17 protein-coding genes are annotated in these 18,529 nt (G+C 65.9%); 10 read left to right on the forward strand and 7 right to left on the reverse strand.

The window, feature by feature from the left end; genetic code table 11:
* Positions 1 to 3 precede the first annotated feature (3 nt).
* Positions 4 to 1,446, forward strand: coding sequence for an NAD-dependent succinate-semialdehyde dehydrogenase (locus tag AO684_RS11360; protein ID WP_054302864.1), 1,443 nt, complete (start codon positions 4 to 6; stop codon positions 1,444 to 1,446).
* 37 nt (positions 1,447 to 1,483) lie between these two features.
* Here AO684_RS11360 and AO684_RS11365 read toward each other — a convergent pair whose 3' ends face one another.
* Entirely contained in the window at positions 1,484 to 3,907 is a 2,424-nt protein-coding gene (locus AO684_RS11365) for an FAD-dependent oxidoreductase (protein ID WP_054303034.1), read from the reverse strand.
* Positions 3,908 to 4,257: 350 nt separating this feature from the next.
* On the opposite strand from AO684_RS11365, the gene AO684_RS11370 reads away from it, so the two are divergent.
* The 7 genes from AO684_RS11370 to AO684_RS11400 all read left to right on the forward strand — a co-directional run bounded on the left by AO684_RS11370 (position 4,258) and on the right by AO684_RS11400 (position 11,990).
* Positions 4,258 to 5,307: a hypothetical protein gene (locus AO684_RS11370; RefSeq protein WP_054302865.1), complete on the forward strand. Its 1,050-nt coding sequence runs from the start codon at positions 4,258 to 4,260 to the stop codon at positions 5,305 to 5,307.
* Positions 5,307 to 6,653, forward strand: a complete 1,347-nt coding sequence (locus AO684_RS11375) for an acyl-CoA dehydrogenase family protein (RefSeq protein WP_235451272.1) — start codon at positions 5,307 to 5,309, stop codon at positions 6,651 to 6,653. The genes AO684_RS11370 and AO684_RS11375 overlap by 1 nt, the downstream gene beginning before the upstream one ends.
* Positions 6,654 to 6,656: 3 nt before the next feature.
* Complete coding sequence (locus AO684_RS11380) at positions 6,657 to 7,946, forward strand: alpha/beta fold hydrolase (protein ID WP_054302866.1); 1,290 nt, start codon at positions 6,657 to 6,659, stop codon at positions 7,944 to 7,946.
* Complete coding sequence (locus tag AO684_RS11385; protein WP_054302867.1) at positions 7,943 to 8,635, forward strand: TetR/AcrR family transcriptional regulator; 693 nt, start codon at positions 7,943 to 7,945, stop codon at positions 8,633 to 8,635. The genes AO684_RS11380 and AO684_RS11385 overlap by 4 nt, the downstream gene beginning before the upstream one ends.
* Positions 8,625 to 9,965 carry a glutamine synthetase family protein gene (locus tag AO684_RS11390; RefSeq protein ID WP_054302868.1) on the forward strand — a complete coding sequence of 447 codons (1,341 nt, stop codon included), beginning with the start codon at positions 8,625 to 8,627 and terminating at the stop codon, positions 9,963 to 9,965. Before AO684_RS11385 ends, AO684_RS11390 begins: the two co-directional genes overlap by 11 nt.
* A 3-nt stretch (positions 9,966 to 9,968) precedes the next feature.
* Positions 9,969 to 10,481: a flavin reductase family protein gene (locus AO684_RS11395; protein ID WP_054302869.1), complete on the forward strand. Its 513-nt coding sequence runs from the start codon at positions 9,969 to 9,971 to the stop codon at positions 10,479 to 10,481.
* Positions 10,482 to 10,547: 66 nt separating this feature from the next.
* Positions 10,548 to 11,990 (forward strand): APC family permease, encoded by a 1,443-nt coding sequence (locus tag AO684_RS11400; RefSeq protein WP_054302870.1) that lies wholly within the window; start codon positions 10,548 to 10,550, stop codon positions 11,988 to 11,990.
* A 19-nt stretch (positions 11,991 to 12,009) separates the two neighbouring features.
* Here AO684_RS11400 and AO684_RS11405 read toward each other — a convergent pair whose 3' ends face one another.
* The 6 genes from AO684_RS11405 to AO684_RS11430 form a co-directional block, all read right to left on the reverse strand.
* Positions 12,010 to 13,140: an MFS transporter gene (locus tag AO684_RS11405; RefSeq protein WP_054302871.1), complete on the reverse strand. Its 1,131-nt coding sequence runs from the start codon at positions 13,138 to 13,140 to the stop codon at positions 12,010 to 12,012.
* Positions 13,137 to 13,925 (reverse strand): DeoR/GlpR family DNA-binding transcription regulator, encoded by a 789-nt coding sequence (locus tag AO684_RS11410; RefSeq protein WP_054302872.1) that lies wholly within the window; start codon positions 13,923 to 13,925, stop codon positions 13,137 to 13,139. The genes AO684_RS11405 and AO684_RS11410 overlap by 4 nt, the downstream gene beginning before the upstream one ends.
* A 41-nt stretch (positions 13,926 to 13,966) precedes the next feature.
* Positions 13,967 to 14,962: a YeiH family protein gene (locus AO684_RS11415; RefSeq protein ID WP_054302873.1), complete on the reverse strand. Its 996-nt coding sequence runs from the start codon at positions 14,960 to 14,962 to the stop codon at positions 13,967 to 13,969.
* 68 nt (positions 14,963 to 15,030) lie between these two features.
* Positions 15,031 to 16,395 (reverse strand): HAMP domain-containing sensor histidine kinase, encoded by a 1,365-nt coding sequence (locus AO684_RS11420; protein WP_082400911.1) that lies wholly within the window; start codon positions 16,393 to 16,395, stop codon positions 15,031 to 15,033.
* Positions 16,392 to 17,054 (reverse strand): response regulator transcription factor, encoded by a 663-nt coding sequence (locus AO684_RS11425; protein WP_054302874.1) that lies wholly within the window; start codon positions 17,052 to 17,054, stop codon positions 16,392 to 16,394. Before AO684_RS11425 ends, AO684_RS11420 begins: the two co-directional genes overlap by 4 nt.
* On the reverse strand, positions 17,054 to 17,368 hold the full coding sequence (locus AO684_RS11430; RefSeq protein WP_054302875.1) for a PepSY domain-containing protein: 315 nt from the start codon (positions 17,366 to 17,368) through the stop codon (positions 17,054 to 17,056). Before AO684_RS11430 ends, AO684_RS11425 begins: the two co-directional genes overlap by 1 nt.
* Before the next feature lie 116 nt (positions 17,369 to 17,484).
* Between AO684_RS11430 and AO684_RS11435 the strand changes: the two genes are divergently transcribed.
* Positions 17,485 to 17,730 carry a PepSY domain-containing protein gene (locus AO684_RS11435; protein WP_054302876.1) on the forward strand — a complete coding sequence of 82 codons (246 nt, stop codon included), beginning with the start codon at positions 17,485 to 17,487 and terminating at the stop codon, positions 17,728 to 17,730.
* Between the two features lie 142 nt (positions 17,731 to 17,872).
* The gene (locus AO684_RS11440) at positions 17,873 to 18,481 is read left to right on the forward strand and encodes a calcium-binding protein (protein ID WP_054302877.1); all 609 of its coding nucleotides are present in this window, start codon (positions 17,873 to 17,875) and stop codon (positions 18,479 to 18,481) included.
* Positions 18,482 to 18,529 lie beyond the last annotated feature (48 nt).

Genomic DNA, 18,529 nt, shown 5'->3' on the forward strand with positions numbered 1-18,529 from the left:
GCGATGCGGTTGAACGATCCGACATTGCTGGAAACCCGCGCCTTCCTCGCCGGGGTCTGGGTGCAGGGCGGAAGCCACATCGCGGTGCATGACCCTGCACGCGGCAGCCTGCTGGCCGAGGTGGCGGATTGCACGCGCGCTGACGCCGCGGCGGCCATCGCGGCCGCGCAGGCGGCGCAACCCGGCTGGGCCGCGCTGACAGGCAAGGAACGTGCGGCACTTCTGCGGCGCTGGCATGATCTGGTCATCGCCAATGCCGACGACCTTGCCGCGATCCTGACTGCCGAGATGGGCAAGCCGCTGGCCGAGGCGAAGGGCGAGATCCTCTATGGCGCCTCTTACATCGAATGGTTCGCCGAGGAAGCGAAGCGGCTTTACGGCGAGATCATCCCCGGCTATCAGCGGGACAAACGGCTGTTGGTGCTGCGTCAGCCGGTCGGCGTGGTGGCCGCGATCACGCCCTGGAACTTCCCCAATGCCATGATCGCCCGCAAGCTTGCACCTGCTCTGGCGGCAGGCTGCACCATCGTGGCGAAACCGGCGGCGGAAACCCCGCTGTCGGCACTGGCGCTGGCGGTGCTGGCCGAACGCGCCGGGCTGCCGAAGGGCGTGCTGTCGGTCCTGCCGTCAATCGATGCGGTCGGGTTGGGGCTGGAGTTCTGCGAAAACCCGGCGGTGCGCAAGATCAGCTTCACCGGTTCGACCAACGTGGGCCGCATCCTGATGCGGCAGGGCGCGGCGCAGATCAAGAAACTGTCGCTGGAGCTTGGCGGCAACGCCCCCTTCATTGTCTTTGATGATGCGGATCTGGAGGCGGCGGTGCAGGGCGCGCTGGTGGCGAAGTTCCGCAACGCCGGGCAAACCTGCGTCTGCACGAACCGTATCTATGCGCAGGCCGGTATCCATGATGCCTTCGTCGCGCGCCTGTCCGAGGCTGTGGCGGCCCTGCGGGTCGGCCCCGGCGATGAGGCAGGCAGCGAGATCGGGCCGCTGATCTCCGTCGCCGCACTGGCCAAGGTTGAAGCGCATCTGGTGGATGCCCGCGCAAAAGGCGCGGTCGTCACCACCGGCGGCGCGCGGCTGGAGGGCACCTTCTTCCAGCCTACCGTCCTTTCCGGCGTCAGGGCGGATATGCAGATTGCGCACGAGGAAACCTTTGGCCCGCTGGCCCCGGTCTTCCGGTTCGATACCGAGGCCGAGGTGATCGCCGCCGCAAATGACACCGAATTCGGGCTGGCATCCTACGTTTTCACCCGTGACCTCGGCCGGGTCTGGCGGGTGATGGAGGCGCTGGAATACGGCATGGTCGGGGTGAACACCGGCCTCATCTCGACCGAGGTGGCGCCTTTCGGCGGCATCAAGCAATCGGGATTGGGCCGCGAGGGCAGCCGCCACGGGATCGAGGATTACACGGAACTGAAATACGCCTGTCTGAGCCTTGGCTAAGACCCGGGCGGCGGGCGTCGGTGACGCCCGCCATCGCTCAGCCTGTGCCGCGCAGGCGCTTGCCATCGGGGTCGAAGGGCGGTTCAGCGAGAGCCCGCGCGGTATGCGGACGGCCAAGGATCGCCACATGGACCGTGTCACCGGGCTGCGTCGTCCCTGCCTTCAGATAGGCGATGGCCAGTGACTTGCCGACGGAATAGCCATAGGCGCCGGAAGTCACCTGCCCGACGGGCGTGCCGTCGGTCAGAAATATCGGCTCCCCGCCTGTGGCATCGGCATCTGCCGCGTCGATTTCCAGCATGGTCATCACGGCGCGGGGGGCGTGACCGGCAATGCTCTGCCACGCCGCCTTGTTCAGGAAGTCCTTGTCAGCCCTGATCAGCCGGTCCAGCCCGCTTTCCTGCGGCCAGTATTCGGGGCTGTAATCCCGGCCCCATGAGCCGTAACCCTTCTCGATCCGCAGGCTCATCAGCGCACGGCTGCCCACCGGACCGGCACCAAGGGCGCGGCCAGCGTCCAGCAGCGCGGCGTAAAGCCGGGTCTGGTCGGCCTCGGCGCAGTGCAGTTCCCACCCCAGATCGCCGGTAAAGCTGACGCGGATCGCCACGCAATCCACCCCCGCCACGCTGATGCGGGCCGAACGCATGAACGGGAAGGCCGTGTCCGACAGATCGGCCCCGGTCAGCCCCGACAGCAGATCGCGCGCCTTTGGTCCGGCGACGTTGAAACCGCATATCGCCTCAGTCCGGCTTGCGAAACGGGTGCCTTCGGGCAGCGGTATCTGACGGAAGAACCGCAAATGAAACCGTTCGGCCATGCCGGAGCCCACGATCAGGAATTCCTCTGCCCCGAGCCGGGTCACGGTGAAATCGCCCGCGATGCCGCCCCGCCGGCCGATCAGCGGCGTCAGGCAGGACCGCCCCACCGCCCTGGGCATATGGTTGGCGAACAACGCGTTGAGCCAGTCCTCAGCCCCCGGCCCGGTGACGCTGTATTTCGCGAAGTTCGAGATGTCGATGATCCCGGCGAGCTCGCGCAGCATCCGCGCCTCGCGCCCGACCGGCGCCCACCAGTTCTGCCGGGTGAAGCCGCAGGTCTCATGATCCGGCTCGCCCTCGGCGGCAAACCACAGGGGATGCTCCCAGCCGTAGTTCAGCCCGAAGATCGCACCCATGTCCTTTTGCATCGCGAAGGCCGGGCGCGTGCGGACCGGGCGGCCCGCAGCGCGTTCTTCATTCGGGAAGTGGATCTTGAAGCGGTGGGAATACTGATCTTCGACCCGCGCTTTGGTGAAAGCCCGCCCCGCCCAGTGGCCAAAGCGCGCCATGTCCCAGCCGAACATATCGAGCGAGGGCTCCCCCTCGACGATCCATTCCGCCGCAAGCTTGCCCAACCCCCCGGATTGCGAAAAACCGGGGATGATGCCGTTGCAGCAGAAATAGCCGGTCAGTTCCGGCACCGGGCCGAACAACGCCGCGCTGTCGGGCGACCAGATCATCGGCCCGTTGATGACGCGCTTGATACCCGCCGCGCCCACCGCTGGCACGCGGTCAATGGCGCGCATCATATTCGGCTCGATCCGTTCCAGATCGTCGGCGAAAAGCTCGTGGCCAAACCCCTGCGGCGTGCCGTCCTCGGCCCAGAACTTCATGTTCTTTTCATAGGCGCCGACCAGCAGGCCAAGCCCTTCCTGCCGCAGGTAATATTCGCCGTCGCGATCCGCGACCGAAGGCAGGCGGCGGCCCAGATCCGCGATGGCGGGGATGGTTTCGGTGACGAAATACTGATGTTCCGTCGGGATCAGTGGCAGTTCGACCCCCGCCATCCGCGCCACCTCGCGCGCCCAGAGCCCTGCGGCATTGACGACCCAGGGGCTGCGGATGTCGCCCTTGTCGGTGCGCACGATCCAGCTGCCGTCGGGCTGCGGTTCCGTCCCGGTGACGGGGGTGAAGCGCATGATTTCCGCCCCCATCTGGCGGGCCCCTGCGGCATAGGCCATGGTCACGCCCGATGGATCGACATTGCCGCCGTCGGGTTCATACATGATGCAGCGGATGCCGTCGAAATCGACCAGAGGATGCAGACGCTCGGCCTCGTCCCGGCTGATTTCGTGGAAATTCATTCCGTAGCGGCGGGCCTTGGCGGCCTGAATCCGCAACTGGTGTTCGCGTGCCTCGGTCTGTGCCAGATACAGCGAACCGGGCTGGAAGATGCCGCAACCCTGACCCGTCTCGGCCTCGAGCTGCTTGTAAAGCGTCATCGTATAGTGCTGAAGCCGCGAGATATTGGTGACATCATGCAGCCCGTGGATATTCGCCGCCGCATGCCAGGTGGAGCCGGAGGTCAGCTCTGACCGTTCCAGCAGGATGACATCGCGCCAGCTAAGCTTCGCAAGGTGATAGAGGATCGAACAGCCGATGAGGCCGCCGCCGATGACAACGGCTTGGGCATGGGTCCGCATTTTGTGGTCCTTGTGGGTCATGTCGGTCATTCCGGGGCTTCGTCTCCGGCGCTGGTCACTGCGTTGCGGCAGGAGGGGCGGCCTCTGGCGCGCGGGCGGGGACGGGCTGTTGCTATGTTCCATCGCATCTTGCCCACGCACCGTCGCGCGGTTCAGCGACGCCAGCCTTTGCCATCCGCGGCAGCATTTTGCCCGAGATCTGTCAGCTCCAGTCTGCCATGGCGCTGAATTTTCGACGTTTTTAATATTTTCGAAAATTCTGTTGACAGAATCCGGGCTGCGATAAAATCTTAACTACAGAGTTAAGAAATTCGCGCGAACGCGAATCGTCAACAGGGAATGAGGAACCGATGCTTCAGGAACGCATCGAGGGGAAATGGCTTGCCTGTTTCCGGCGCGTCTTCGCGCTGAACGGGATCGGGCAGGGCACACCCGTCGCCATCCTTTCGGAAACCCAGTCGCGGCCGGTGCTGGTGCATCTGTCGGAACTGGCCGCCTATGATCTGGGGGCGGATTTCTGCATGATCCAGATGCCCACCCCGGTGCAGACCGCGCCGGTCCCGGTCAAATCCACCGGCACCTCCTGGGCGATCCAGGGCAATCGCGCGGTGATCGAGGCGCTTAAACGCGTCGAGGTGATTGTGGATTGTACGGTCGAGGGGCTGATCCACGCCCCGGAATGGCCGGAGATCGAGGAGGCGGGGAACACCCGCCTGCTGGTCATCACCAACGAACACCCCGAAATCCTGGAACGGACCGAGCCGAAGGCCGAACACGGTCCGAAGGTGCAACTGGGTATCCAGATGCTGCGTGAAGCGTCCGAGATGCGGGTGACTTCGGCGCTTGGTACTGATCTGACGGTGGATCTGCGCGGCGCCCCCTGCGGCGGGACAGCGGGCTTTGGCACCACACCCGGCGCGGTGGCGCACTGGCCGGGCGGCCTGTGCCTCGCCTTTCCCGGCAGGAATGCGGTCAACGGTCGCATCGTCATGGGGGTCGGTGACATGAACCTGACCTTCAAGACTTACCTGACCAGCCAGATCGACTTCACCATCGAGAATGATTTCGTCACCGCGATCCGGGGTGACGGCATCGATGCGCTGCATTTCCGCGAATACATGGAAGCCTGGGATGACCGTAACGCCTATGGCATGAGCCATGTCGGCTGGGGGATGCATCCCGGTGCGCGCTGGATCTCGGCGGCGATGTACGACAAGCGCGACATGCAGGCGGTGGAATTCCGCGCGCTGGCCGGGTCTTTCCTGTGGTCCACCGGGGCCAATCAGTATGCGGGGCGCTACACGCTCGGCCATTTCGATCTTCCGATGAGGAACTGCACCATTGCCCTCGACGGGCGCGTCGTCGTTCGCGACGGCGTTCTGCAAGGAGAGCTTGCCTGATGACCGACCAGAGCGCGATCACCGCCCACCCGCCCATGAGCGACCCGGCCGATTACTACGACATCAGCCGCATCCGCCCCGTTGTGCTGGAAAAGCTGCGCCGGGTGAATGAGCTTGGCGCCACGAGATTTGCCGCCCGCGCAAGGGCGGTGGATGACGAGGCCAGCTTCCCGGTGGAAAACTACCGTGATCTGGCGGAGGAGGGCTTTCTGGGTCTCTGCATCCCCGAGGAATATGGCGGCTGGGGCTTTTCCATGTGGGAATATGCCATGGTCGGGGCTGAGATCGCCAAATACTGCGGGGCGACTGCGCTGACCTTCAACATGCACAATTCCTCGATGGCCTGGTCGCGGTTCATGTTCGACATGCCGAACCTGACGCCCGAGGAAAAGGCGGCCTTCGCCCCGCTGCGCGACCGCCAGTTCCGCCGTGCCATTGCGGAACGGGCGATCTTCTCGCAACCGATCTCCGAGGGCGGGCAGAACTGGACCTCGAAACCCAACCAGACCCAGTGCCGCAAGGTGGATGGGGGATGGCGCATCAACGGATTCAAGAAGTTCGCTTCGCTGGCAGGCTATTGCGATTACTACACCATCGTCTGCACCGAGGTGTTCGAGGGGGTAGAGCCGCAGCACGAGGACACGATGCTGTTCGTCGTCCACAAGGATGCGCCGGGTCTCAGCGTGAAGGGCGAATGGGATCCGCTGGGCATGCGCGGCACCAATTCGCGCGACCTGATCCTGAAGGATGTCTTCGTCACCGGGGATGATCTGCTGATGCCGCGCGGCATCTTCGGCAAGACGCTGCCGAACTGGCCGCACATGATGGCGACGCTGTCGCCCACCTATATGGGCGTCGCGCAGGGGGCGTTTGATTTCACGGTGGCCTACCTGAAGGGCAAGGTGCCGGGCCAGCCGCCCATCGACCGTCGCATGTATGCGACCAAGCGCGTTGCGGTGGGCAAGATGTATGCCCGCCTTGCCAATATGCGCGCCCTCTGGTGGCAGGCGTTTACCGAAGCGAAGGGCTTTCCCACCAAGGGTGAGGTCATGCGCATGTATGCCGCACAGTATAACGTGATGGAAGGCGCGGCCGAGATGACTTCGATGGCTATTCGCACCTGCGGCGGGCAGTCCATGCTGCGCAGCCTGCCGCTGGAGCGGATGTATCGCGACAGCCGCTGCGGGGCGCTGATGCTGCCCTATACCTCTGAAATCATGGAGGACTATCTTTCGATCCTCACCCTCTACGACATGGACGAGATCGACACCGCGCCGGGCGACGAGGGCGGTGCCCGCAACTCGCTGTGGCGGGGGGATTCCGGCACGCTCAGGGCGCTGCGCTAGACTATGCCGCGCGATCAGGTCCATGTGCATGGCCATGTGCCGCTGCCGCCAGAACAGGTCTGGCAGGTGGCAGGCGACTTCTGCGCCGCCTGGCATCCGGCGATCCGCGAGATCGGCGTCGAACGCGATGCCCGTGGTGCTTTGATCCGGGCGTTCAGGGTTCATGGTGAGGATACGCTGTACCGCGAACAGCTCACCTATCGGTCAGACAGCGACCGGGTGCTGGGCTATACCCATCTTGAGGGCATCGCCGGCTGCGAGGCCTATGACGCCCGCTTTTCGGTCGCCCCGGCAGAAGGCGGCGGGTCCAGCGTCCTGTGGACGGCGGCGATCCGGGCCCCCGCCGTGCGGCTGGGCCAGATTGCCGAAGGTACGCGGGCGGTGTTCGAGGCTGGAATTGCCGCGCTGGCGGTGCTGCGTGTGGCCCCGGCTCCCGCTGTGCAACCGCTGCCTCACCCGATGGGCAGCACCTCGATGATGGTGGATGATCTGCCCCGGCTGGCATTGTCGGTCACGCCTGAAATCGGCAGCCGCACGCTCTGCCTGTTCCTGCATGGGATCGGCGGCGCGCGCGGTAACTGGCTGCCGCAGCTGGGTCAGGCAGGGCGGCTGATGCGGGCGGCGGCGCTGGATCTGCGCGGTTACGGCGACAGCACGCTCGGTCCACGGCAATCCACCGTCGACGATTACTGTGCCGACATCCTGCGCCTGCGCAGCGTTCTGGGTGCCGACCGGCTGGTGCTGGTGGGGCTGTCCTATGGCTCGTGGATCGCGACCTCCTTCGCGATGCGCCACCCAGAGCTTCTGGCCGGGCTGGTCTTGTCCGGAGGCTGCACCGGCATGTCCGAGGCGGGACCGGAGGAACGCGAGGCGTTCCGGCTCAGCCGTGAGGTGCCCCTGAACGCGGGTCAGGTGCCTGCCGATTTCGCGCCGGCGGTGGTGAAGGTTCTGGCGGGGCCGGAGGCTGATGAGGCGACACGGCAGGCGCTGCATGCCTCGATGGCGGCCATTCCCGCCGCCACTTATCGCGATGCGCTGGTCTGCTTCACCAACCCGCTGGAGCGTTTCGATTTCTCGAAACTGACCATGCCGGTTCTGCTGATGACGGGAGAGCACGACCGCCTGGCGCCGCCTGCCGAAATCCGCGGCATCGCGGGCCGGATCTGGGATCAGGCGCCGCATCCTGCGGTTCAGTTCGAGGTGATCGCCGGGGCAGGCCATGTCTGCAACGTGGAATGCCCCGAAAGCTACAGCCGCATCCTCACCGGCTTTCTGGAGGCGCTGCCGCGATGACCGTCCTGTCCCGCCGCGAACAGAACCGGATCGACCGCGAAAGGCGCATTCTCGATGCGGCGCTGAAGGTCTTTGCCGAAACAGGCTATTCCGGCGCGACGATGGATGCGGTGGCCATGGCGGCGGGGCTTTCGAAGCCGACGCTTTACCAATACTTCGCGTCGAAAGAGGCGCTGTTCTCGGCCATGATGCTGGGCAAGCGCGACCGGATGCTCGATGTCTTTGAACATCCGACCGAAGAGGGCATGGTCAACGACCTGCTGGAGTTTGCCTGGGACTATGCCGACACGGTGATGCGCCCGGACCTGCTGTCACTTGCACGGCTGATCATCGGCGAGGTGCAGCGCTTTCCCGAGATCGGCCGGGCCTATCAGGCCTCTGGCCCCGATCATGTGCTGCAAGGGATCATGGCCTATCTCGTGCGGCGGCGTGACGAGGGGCGGCTGACTTTCGAAGATGCCGAACTCGCCGCGCAGGATCTGTGGGGCCTGATCCTTTCAGCCCCGCGGACGCAGGCGCTTTACATGCCGGACGCGGCGCCGACCCAGGCGCAGCTGGCCCGCTATATCCACAATGGCCTGCGGGTTTTCCTGCGCGCCTATTCGACCGATCCGCAAACCGATCTTCATCAACTAGAGGCGCTGACAGGCGCCCGACCGCTTCCGACAGGGGAACAGGATGACGCTTGAAGACTTCCTTGCCGATCCCGGCAGCCGCTTTGCCACGGTGGCCATGGCCGATACGAACGGGCTTTTGCGGGGCCAGATGGTTTCGGCCCGCAGCCTGAAAGGGATCGCGCAGAACGGCATGGGCATGGCTCCGGCCCAGCTTGCGCTGGATCCGACCGACGAGATGCTGACCATTCCGGGCGTGAATGATGACAGCGGGGATTTTCACGACGATCCGCTGCAACTGGACCCGGCCTCGGCGCGCAGCCTGCCATGGTCGAAGCCGGGGCATGATCTGCTGGTGTTGTCCAACTACACCGGAGCGTCAGCCGCGATCTGCCCGCGCGCGATCCTGAAATCGGTGCTGGCGCGGGCGGCGGACGCCGGGTTCTTCCCGAAATACGGGATGGAACTTGAATATACGCTGTTCGACGAAACCCCGGAAAGCGCGCGTGCCAAGGGATACCGAAACCTCAAGACCGCGACGCCACATGCCAGCCATGACCTGATCCTCTATCAGGTCATGCAGACGGAATGGTATGAGGCGCTGGCCGCGATCTGTGAACCGCTGCGCATCGACCTTGCCAAGATGCACGAGGAAATCGGCGCCGGTTTCATGGAAGCCTGCATCGGGGCGGGCGAGGGAGTGGAGCCTGCCGATCAGATGGTGCTGCTGAAGAACTTTGTCCGCGCGCTGGCGCTGCGGCAGGGGCGCAGCGTCACCTTCATGCCGCGCTGGAACGAACAGGCCGACAGCCAGTCCATCCACCTGCATGTCAGCCTGAAGGGGGCCGATGGCAGGGCGCTGTTCCATGACCCGGCGGCGCGGCACGGCATGAGCGCGACCTTCCGCCAGTTCATGGGCGGTTTGCAGAAATATCTCGGCGACATGACGCTGATTTTCCAGCCCACGGTGAATTCCTATCGCCGCTTCGCGCCGGGCACCTTCGCGCCGCCCGGCCTGACCTGGGGGTACGAAAACCGCACGACCTGCCTGCGGGTGGTAGGCCATGACGCGGGCAGCCTGCGGGTGGAGAACCGCCTGCCCGGCGCCGATACCAACCCCTATCTTACCACCGCCGCCACACTGGCCGCAGGCGTTGCCGGTATCCTTGAAGGGCTGGAACCCGACCCCGAAACCATCGGCTCCGGCTATGCACAGGAAACGCCGCGCGATTTTGCCCGCTCGATGCCCGAGGCGATCTCGCGGCTGCGCGGCTCTGCCTTCGCGGCCGACTGGCTGGGCCCGCGCTTTGTCGAGGCTTTCACCGCCACGCGCGAATGCCAGTACGATGCCTTCCGCCGCAAGGTTCCCGATGTGGAACTCGAACGCTTTTTCGATCTGGGCTGAGCCATGGCGGATCTGCGCAGCCTGTTTCTGGAAGGCATGAGCCGCGCCGCGACGTTTGTCGCGGTCGCGACCACCGATGGCGAGGGCGGGCGCGAGGCGGTGACGATTTCGTCGCTCACCTCCGTTTCTGCCGATGGCGACCATCCTTCGCTTCTGGCCTGCATTCATCACCAAAGCCCGGCGGCGGCGGCCATCCTGAAGAACCGCGCCTTCTGTGCCAACCTTCTGGGGGAGCACCAGATGGATGTGTCGAACCTCTTTGCCGGGCGCGGCCTGACCGGCCACCGGGCCGGGCGTTTCGATCACACGCCCTGGCAACCCGGCGAACTGGGCCAGCCGCTTCTGACCGGCGCGACCGCAGCCTTTGAATGCCGTCTTGGCACCGCGCTGCTGTGGGAGACGCATCACATCATCATCGGGCATGTCGTCGGTGTGCGGCTGTCCGAAAGCCCGGCGGCACTGCTTTACGGCCAGCGCGCCTATCGCCGGGCCGTGCATTTCTCCGAGGGCGACTAGGCCCGAGGCACTGCATCGGACAGCTGGCACAAAGACCGGCGTCCGCAATCCAGCAAGGAGTGGACCATGACTGATACGACTGGCGCGGGGGCGAACCGGCTCCGCAGCAATTCTCTCGGGCTTCTGGCGGTCACCTTCATGGTGATTTCAGCCGCAGCCCCGCTGACCGGGGTGGCGGGCGCGGTGCCCATTGCCTTTCTGATCGGCAATGGCACCGGGGTGCCTGCGACCTTCCTTTTCATGACGCTGGTCATGCTGGCCTTCTCGGTCGGCTATGTCGCGATGTCGCGACATGTGAAGAATGCGGGTGCCTTCTATGCCTATGCGGCGCGGGGCCTGGGCGGCACCTGGGGTGGCGCCACCGCTTTCACCGCGCTGGTGGCCTATAATGCCATGCAGTTCGGGCTGATCGGCCTGCTGGGTGGCATCGCGGCTGGCGTCTTCGGCAGCTTTGGCCTTGTCCTGCCCTGGTGGGTCTGGAGCCTTCTGGCTATCGCGCTGGTGGGCGTTCTGGGCTACCGGCAGGTCGATCTTTCGGCCCGTGTGATGATGGTGCTGGTCGCGCTGGAATACCTTGTGGTGTTCATCGTCGATTTCGCCATCCTCGGCAAAGGCGGGGCCGGGGGGCTGGCGCTGAACATCTTTGACACCGGGGCCATCTTTTCGGGGTCGATGACGGCGGCGATCCTGTTCTGCCTGGGCTCTTTCATCGGCTTCGAGGCGACGACAATCTATGCCGAGGAAGCCCGCGACCCTGACCGCACGATCCCGCGCGCAACCTATCTGTCTGTCCTGATGATCGGGCTGTTCTTCGTTTTCACCACCTGGCTGATGATCGTCGCGGTGGGGGCCGACAACCTGCTGCCGACCATCGGCGGGCTGGCCGATCCGACCGAATATTTCTTCGTGCTGGCCGATCAGTATGTCGGCGGGCCGGTGCCACCCATCGCGGGTATCCTGCTGGTATCGAGCCTTTTCGCCGCGCTGTCCGCCTTTCACAATTACATCGCGCGCTATTCCTATGTCGCCGGACGCGAGGGGCTGTTGCCCGCAGTGTTTGGCCAGACCCATGACCGGCATCAAAGCCCGCATATCGGCTCGGTTGTGCAGACCGTCGGGGCGCTGGTCGTGCTGGCGATCTTCGCCGGGTTGGGGCTTGATCCGATCCTGAACATGTTCACATGGATCAGCCAGATCGGCACCCTGGGCGTGTTGGGCATGATGACCGTAACCTCGGTTGCCGTCATCGTATTCTTCGGCAAGGGCGCGGCGGGGGCCTCGCCGCTGAAGACGCTGATCCTGCCCGGCGTCTCGGGGCTGATCATGGCGGCGCTCTTCGTCTACATCTTCCTGAACTTCGGCGATCTGACGGGCACCACCGGCGGGGCGCTGGGGATCATCCTGCCCTCGCTGATCCCGCTGGCGGCGCTGGTGGGGGTGCTGGCGGCGCGGCGGCTGAAGGCGGCGAACCCTGCCGCCTTTGCCCGGATGGGCCAGAACCAGCACTGAGCCGCCGCGGCCCGCCCCCTCAGCGCGTGACGATGCGGGCCGACAGCGGTACCAGCGCGACCAGCACAGCCAGCAGCCAAAAGGCGGTGGACAGGCTGGTCGCCTGCGACAGCGCGCCGATGGCGGCGGGACCGGCAAGGATGCCAGCGTAGCCGGTCGTCGTCACCGCGGCGATGGCCAGCCCCGCCGGCATCGCTTTCTGCCGCCCGGCAAGGCTGAACAGCACCGGCACGAGGTTCGAGGCACCGAAGCCGATCAGCACGAACCCGGCCATGGCGGGAACCGCCAGCGGCGACAGCAGAAGGACGGCAAAGCCGGCAAGCGCCAGAAGCCCGCCGCAGACCAGCACGCGCCGCGCGCCCAGCAATGCGACCACCCGGTCGCCGCTGAACCGGCCCAGCACCATCGCGACCGAGAACAGCATATAGCCGAGGCCGCCCTGTTCCGCAGGCGCAAGGGCACGATCAAGGATCAGCAGCGCGCCCCAGTCCAGAATGGCGCCCTCGACCAGAAAGGTCACCGCCGCAAGCCCGGCGAGGATCAGGACCAGCCCGCGCGGCAGGGCAAAGGCCGCAGGTTCGCCCGCCGGGGCGGGCAGCAGGCCGGGGGCGGCAAGGATCAGCGTGATCAGCGCCAGCGCGCTGCACCACAGGGCGGCATGCCCCGGTGTCAGGCCTGATGACAGCAGGAAGGTCATGCCGCCCGCACCGGCCACCCCGCCCAGGCTGAACATTGCATGAAATCCGGACATCAGCGGGCGCGCGGAGTCGCGCTCCACCTCGACCGCATGGACGTTTACCGCCACGTCGATCGTACCAAGCGCTGCCCCGAACACCAGCAATGCGCCCCCCAGCATCACCGGCAGGCTGACCACCGCCAGCGCAGGCAGGATCAGCACGAGCCCAAGACCGCCCAGCAGGATCATCGGTCGTGCCCCGGCGCGGGTGCTGAACCAGCCCGTCAGCGGCATGGCGATCAGCGAGCCGATCCCGAGGCACAGCAGCAGCAGGCCCAGCTCTCCCTCACTCGCGCCCGTATTGGCCTTGGCATAAGGCACCAGCGGCGCCCAGCAGGACATGACGAACCCGGCAATGAAGAAGCCAAGCCGCGTTGCCCGCCGTGTTGCGGGGGTATTGGCGGAAGGGGTCATGTCATGCTCCGGTCGGGGTAGGCCAGATGCACCCGGGCCCCGGCCGCGCGCAGGGCGTCGGCCACGGGGGCAGGGGCATCGGCGGCAAGGATGTAATCGGCCACCGCATCAAGCCCGGCGATGGCATAGGGCGCCGTGGTTCCCAGCTTCGCGGTGGTCATCATCAGGGCGGTTTCCGCACTACGGTCAATGAGCTGTCGTTTGAAATCGACATCCGCCAGATCGAACCCCGCCAGCCCCTGTTTCTGCGACAGCGCACAGGCACCCAGGAAGCAAAGGTCGAAGCGATACAGGGCCAGTGCGGCCTGCGCGCGGGCATCGGTGCAGCCGCCCGTCGACGGATCGACGCCGCCGCCAATCAACACCAGCGACAGATCATTTCGCTGCATCAGCACTGCGGCGGCGGGCAGGGAGTTGGTAATAACCCGCAGATCGGGCAGAACAGGCAGGCGCGCCGCCAGATGTGCGACAGTGCTGCCGGTATCCAGAAACAGCGTCATGCCGGGCTGGATGAGGCCGCAGGCCACCTGTGCAAGGGCCTGTTTTTGCGCGGGCGCTTCGGCCTGACGTGCGGCAACCGGCCCCGAGGCAGGTGAAAGCGGTAAAGCCCCGCCATAAACCCGTCGACACAGGCCCTGCTGTGCCAGCGCCCTCAGATCCCGGCGGATCGCATCTTCGGAAACCCCGAACTCGGTCGCCAGCGCGCCGGAGTGAACCGATTGCCCGGCGTCAAGCCGGTGGGCAATCAGGTCACGGCGGGCGAGGGGGAGTGTTGAATCGTGCATAATCGTGCATTAACCGGATAAAACAGGAAGGTCCAGCGCGATTACAGGCCCCAGATCAGCAGCGGCCCCAGCACGATGGCCAGCAGGAAAACCGTTTCCGCCACGATCATCAGCGCCGCCGTTGCCCCCACGGTCATCAGCCCCGGCAGATTGGTACGCAGCCCCACCGCGCCGACGGCCATCAGAAGGCTTGCCCGGATCAGCGGGTCCAGCAGATCGCGCAGCGCCTGCGGCACCAGACCCAGCGAATTGGCTGCCGCCAGCACCAGAAAACCGATGACGAAGCCGGGCACCAGCGGCGGGCGCCGCCCGCCTGCCGCGGAGCCATTGCGCAGCGTCAGCGCCGCGATCACGACGACCGGCGCCAGCAGCATCACCCGGAACAGCTTGAACACCGTCGAAATCTCGCCGGTTTCAGGCGAAACCGAAAAGCCTGCGCCCACCACCTGCGCGACGTCATGGATCGTCGCGCCCAACAGCAGGCCGGTGGAGGCATCGGTCAGGCCCAGCCGGGCGGTCAGCACCGGATAAAGGATCATCGCCAGCGTTGACATCACCGTGACCGCGATGACGGTGAAGGCGATGTCCCGCTCGCGCCGGTCATCCTGCGGCAGCAGGGCGCCGATCGCCATGGCAGCCGAGGCGCCGCAGATCGCTACCGCACCGCCGGTCAGAAAGCCGAACCGGCCGGGCTGCCCCAGAAGCCGGGCCAGCAGCAGGCCGAAGCCGATGGTTAGCGGCACGGCCAGGGCAACAAGGCTCAGCGGTGCAAGACCCAGCCCGGCAAGGGTATCGGCGCTGATGCGGATGCCCAGCAGCGCCACCCCGATCCGCAAGACATGCCGTGCCGCAAGCCCGATGCCTGGCGCAGTCCGGGTGTCCTCGCCCAGAAAGTTCAGCGCAAGGCCAATCAGGATCGCCATGAGCATCGAGGGCGCGCCGTAGTGATCGGCCAGAAACTGCGCCGCCAGTGCGACGACGGCAGCAATGGCAAAGCCGGGAAAGTAGCACCGGAACAGCGGAGCAAGACGGGTCATGCCCTGTTGTCGGCCATCCCGACCGGCGCTTCAACCGCGATCCGCACCGTGGTGGCCTGATCCCGACATCAGCCTTTTGCAGCCGATAAAAGCCGCAGCGTGACCTCCAGGCCCGGTGTGGCGTTGCGCAGCATCAGTTCACCCCCCGCCGCAGCCGCAATATCCGCCACGATGGCCAGTCCGAGACCATGGTTGTCGCCCGCCTCGTCCAGTCGCGCACCCCGCTGGCGCAGCCGGGTCAGCGCGGCATCGGGCGCCCCCGGCCCGTCATCGCGCAGAGTGATGGCCAGATGCGCGCCGTCGCGCCGGGCCGATATCGCAATGCGTCTCCGGGCATGCTGCACCGCATTTTCGGCCAGGGCGCCGACGGCCTCGGTCAGGTCGGCGGGGTCAATGCGGGCGGCGAGGCCGGGCGCCACATCAACCTGCCAGTCCAGTTCAGCGCCTGCGGGCGTGCGTTGCAGCACCGCCACCACCCGGCCGATGACCACGGCGGGGTCCGCAACAGCGGCGACCAGACGGTCCGAGCGGATGCGCGCGCGCGCCAGTTCGTGATCGACCAGACGCCGCATCGACCCGGCCACAAGCTCGATACTCTGCGCGATATCCGCCTCGCCGCGGTCGCGCAGCAGCCTGGCATCACCCATCAGCGCCTGCAACGGCGTCTTGAAACCATGCGCCAGGTCGCCCGCGCGATGGTGGGCCTTGGTCAGCTCGTCGTCGCGGGCATCAAGCAGGGCGTCAATCTCTGCGGCGAGGGGCTGCACCTCCTGCGGCATGTCCGGGCCAAGCCGGGCGCGCTGCTCCGAGCGCAGCGCGGCAACCTGCGCGCGGATCTGGCGCAACGGGTGCAGGCCCACGGTGATCTGCACCGACGAGGCTGCCAGCAGGCACAGGCCCAGAAGGCCCAGATAGGGCAGCAGATCCGACAGAAAACCCTGGCGGGCGTTATCCAGCTCGGCGCGGTCGCGGGCGACAATGATGCGCAGCGGCAGGCTTTCGCCGCCCGAGCGAACCTCCAGCCACCATTCCAGCGCCAGCAACGGTCTTTCCAGCGGTCCGGTCAGCGCCAGAACGCGCCGCCCCTGCGGCGGGGCGGGGTCCGGCGGCGCCTCTGCCGGGGGAAAGCCAAAATCCCACAGTGACCGCGAACGCAGCACTGAAGACCCAAGCCCGATCTGCCAGTAATGCCCGGAAAACGGCTGTTCATAAAGCGGGTCGGAGGCCACTTTGCGGAAGGCCGGCGGCCCGTCGGGCTGCGGCTCCACCAGGGCAGCGACGGCCATGGCGCGGGCCTCCAGATCGGCGACTGCCACCCGTTCCACATGACGCTCGAACAGCAGGGCAAGGCCGAGGGCCGCCAGCACCAGCGCCAGCACGATGGCCCCGCCTCCGGCAAGGATCAGGCGCCAGCGCAAGGACCGCAGGATCATTCCGCCGCTTCCAGATAATAGCCGAAGCCGCGCCGTGTGCCGATGACACCGCTGCCGAGCTTGCGCCGCAGCCGCGCGACGATGGCCTCGACCGCATTCGCCTCCTTGGCATCTTCATCCCCGTACAGATGCTCCAGCAACTCGGTTGGCGGCACCGTCCGGTCGCGGTGCAGCGCCAGATAGGCGACCAGGCGAAACTCCAGCGGTGTCACGGCCACCGGTACGCCGCGCAGCGCTACTATCATGCGGTTCAGATCGACCGAAAGATCCCCCACCGCCTGCTGCGCCGCCCCGCGCCCGCCTGCCCGTCGGACCAGCGCCCGCGCACGGGCCAGCAGCTCTTCCATACGAAAGGGTTTGGGCAGATAATCATCGGCCCCGGCGTCTATGCCCTCGACCCGTTCGGTCCAGGCGCCGCGTGCGGTCAGCACCAGAACCGGGCATTCCACCCCTTCCGCGCGCCAGCGTTTCAGCACGGTGAGCCCGTCAAGCTGTGGAAGCCCGAGGTCGAGGACGATCAGGTCATAGGTTTCCGTCCCGCCGCGAAACCACGCGGTTTCACCGTCCGCCACCCGTTCCACCCTGAACCCGGCCGAGGCAAGCGCCCGGTGCAGATCGCTCGCGATCCTCGCGTCATCCTCGACAACAAGCGCGCGCATCAGGAGGGGTCTTCCTCTTCATAATCGAGGATTTCCGCCGTGGCGGCGTCAAGCTCCACTTCGATCAACCGTCCATCGGGGGTCACCAGCTCGACCTCGTAAACCATCTTGTCGTCGCTGATTTCCAGTTCAACCTCGATCACCCGGCCGGGATGCACGGTCTGAAGCCGCGCCAGAACCTCGGCCAGTGGCAGGATCTCGCCCCGCGCGACGGCATCGCGCGCGATTTCAAAATCACGGCGCGGCGTGTCGCCATGTCCTGCGGAAGACAGGAGCGCGAGGGCACAGGCAGAGGCAAGGACATGGGCTTTCATGCAGGCAATCTAGCCGATCCATCCTGACATCACACTGACAAATCGGATCAGAGCCGCGTCAGCGCAGCTTTGCCAGAAGGGGGCGGGCGTCATGGCCCGGTCCTCAGGAGGTTGATATGAAACAGGCTATTCTTCCGGCGCTTCTGGTGCTGGTGACAGGGGCGTCCGCCGCTGTTGCGCAGACCGAACCTCGGCTTTCCGGGCTTGTCGCTCAGATTGAGGCGCAGGGCTATCGCGTCAGCGAGGCGGAACTGGACGCGGGCCTGATCGAGGCGAAAGCGATTACCGCCGAAGGGCTGCGGGTCGAGTTGCGTGTTGACGCCGCGACGGGCCGCATCCTGCGCCAGCGTGCTGATGACTGAGACCACATGACCCGGCGGGAACATGCCTGTCTGACAATTGGCTGACATCCGGGATCGGAACACTGTCAGCAGCGCCGGGTTAAGCCAAGCCACCTTCGGGACATCTCGTCCTGTATCCAACGCGCAAGAAAAGGAGCCACCGATGGCACGCAAGACTGGAACCCCGACTGCCGATCTGCTGAAAGGCAGCGATGGCATTGACTGGCTGGACGGTCGTGGCGGCAATGACACGCTGAAAGGCTACGCCGGCAATGATGAACTGGACGGCGGCGCGGGCAATGACCGCCTGTTCGGATACAGCGGAAATGATGAACTGGATGGCGACAGCGGTGACGATGTGCTGCACGGCGGCCTTGGCCATGACGAGCTGGACGGCGACGGCGGCAACGACCGGCTGTTCGGTGGTTCCGGCAATGACGAACTGGACGGGGGCGCGGGACGCGACCGTCTGTTCGGTGGCACCGGGCGTGACTGGCTGGAAGGCGGCCGGGGCAATGATACGCTGACCGGCGGTTCGGGCGCCGATGTGTTCGAGTTCGAACGTGGCGACGGCCGCGACCGCATCACCGATTTCACCAACGGGCAGGACCGGCTGCATCTGGATGACTTCAGCCGCGCGCAGGTTCAGGCGGTGATCGACACGGCCCGGCAATCGGGGGACGATGTGGTGCTGAGCCTGTCTGCCGGCAGCTCGGTCCGGCTGGAAAACATGCGCGTGGCCGATCTGGACATCGGCGACTTCGTTTTCTGACTCTGAAACGCACAGGGCGGCGCAGTGTCCCGCGCCGCCCTGTCGATA

Origin of the sequence: Gemmobacter sp. LW-1 (assembly GCF_001303875.1) — a bacterium.
Taxonomy (GTDB): domain Bacteria; phylum Pseudomonadota; class Alphaproteobacteria; order Rhodobacterales; family Rhodobacteraceae; genus Gemmobacter; species Gemmobacter caeni.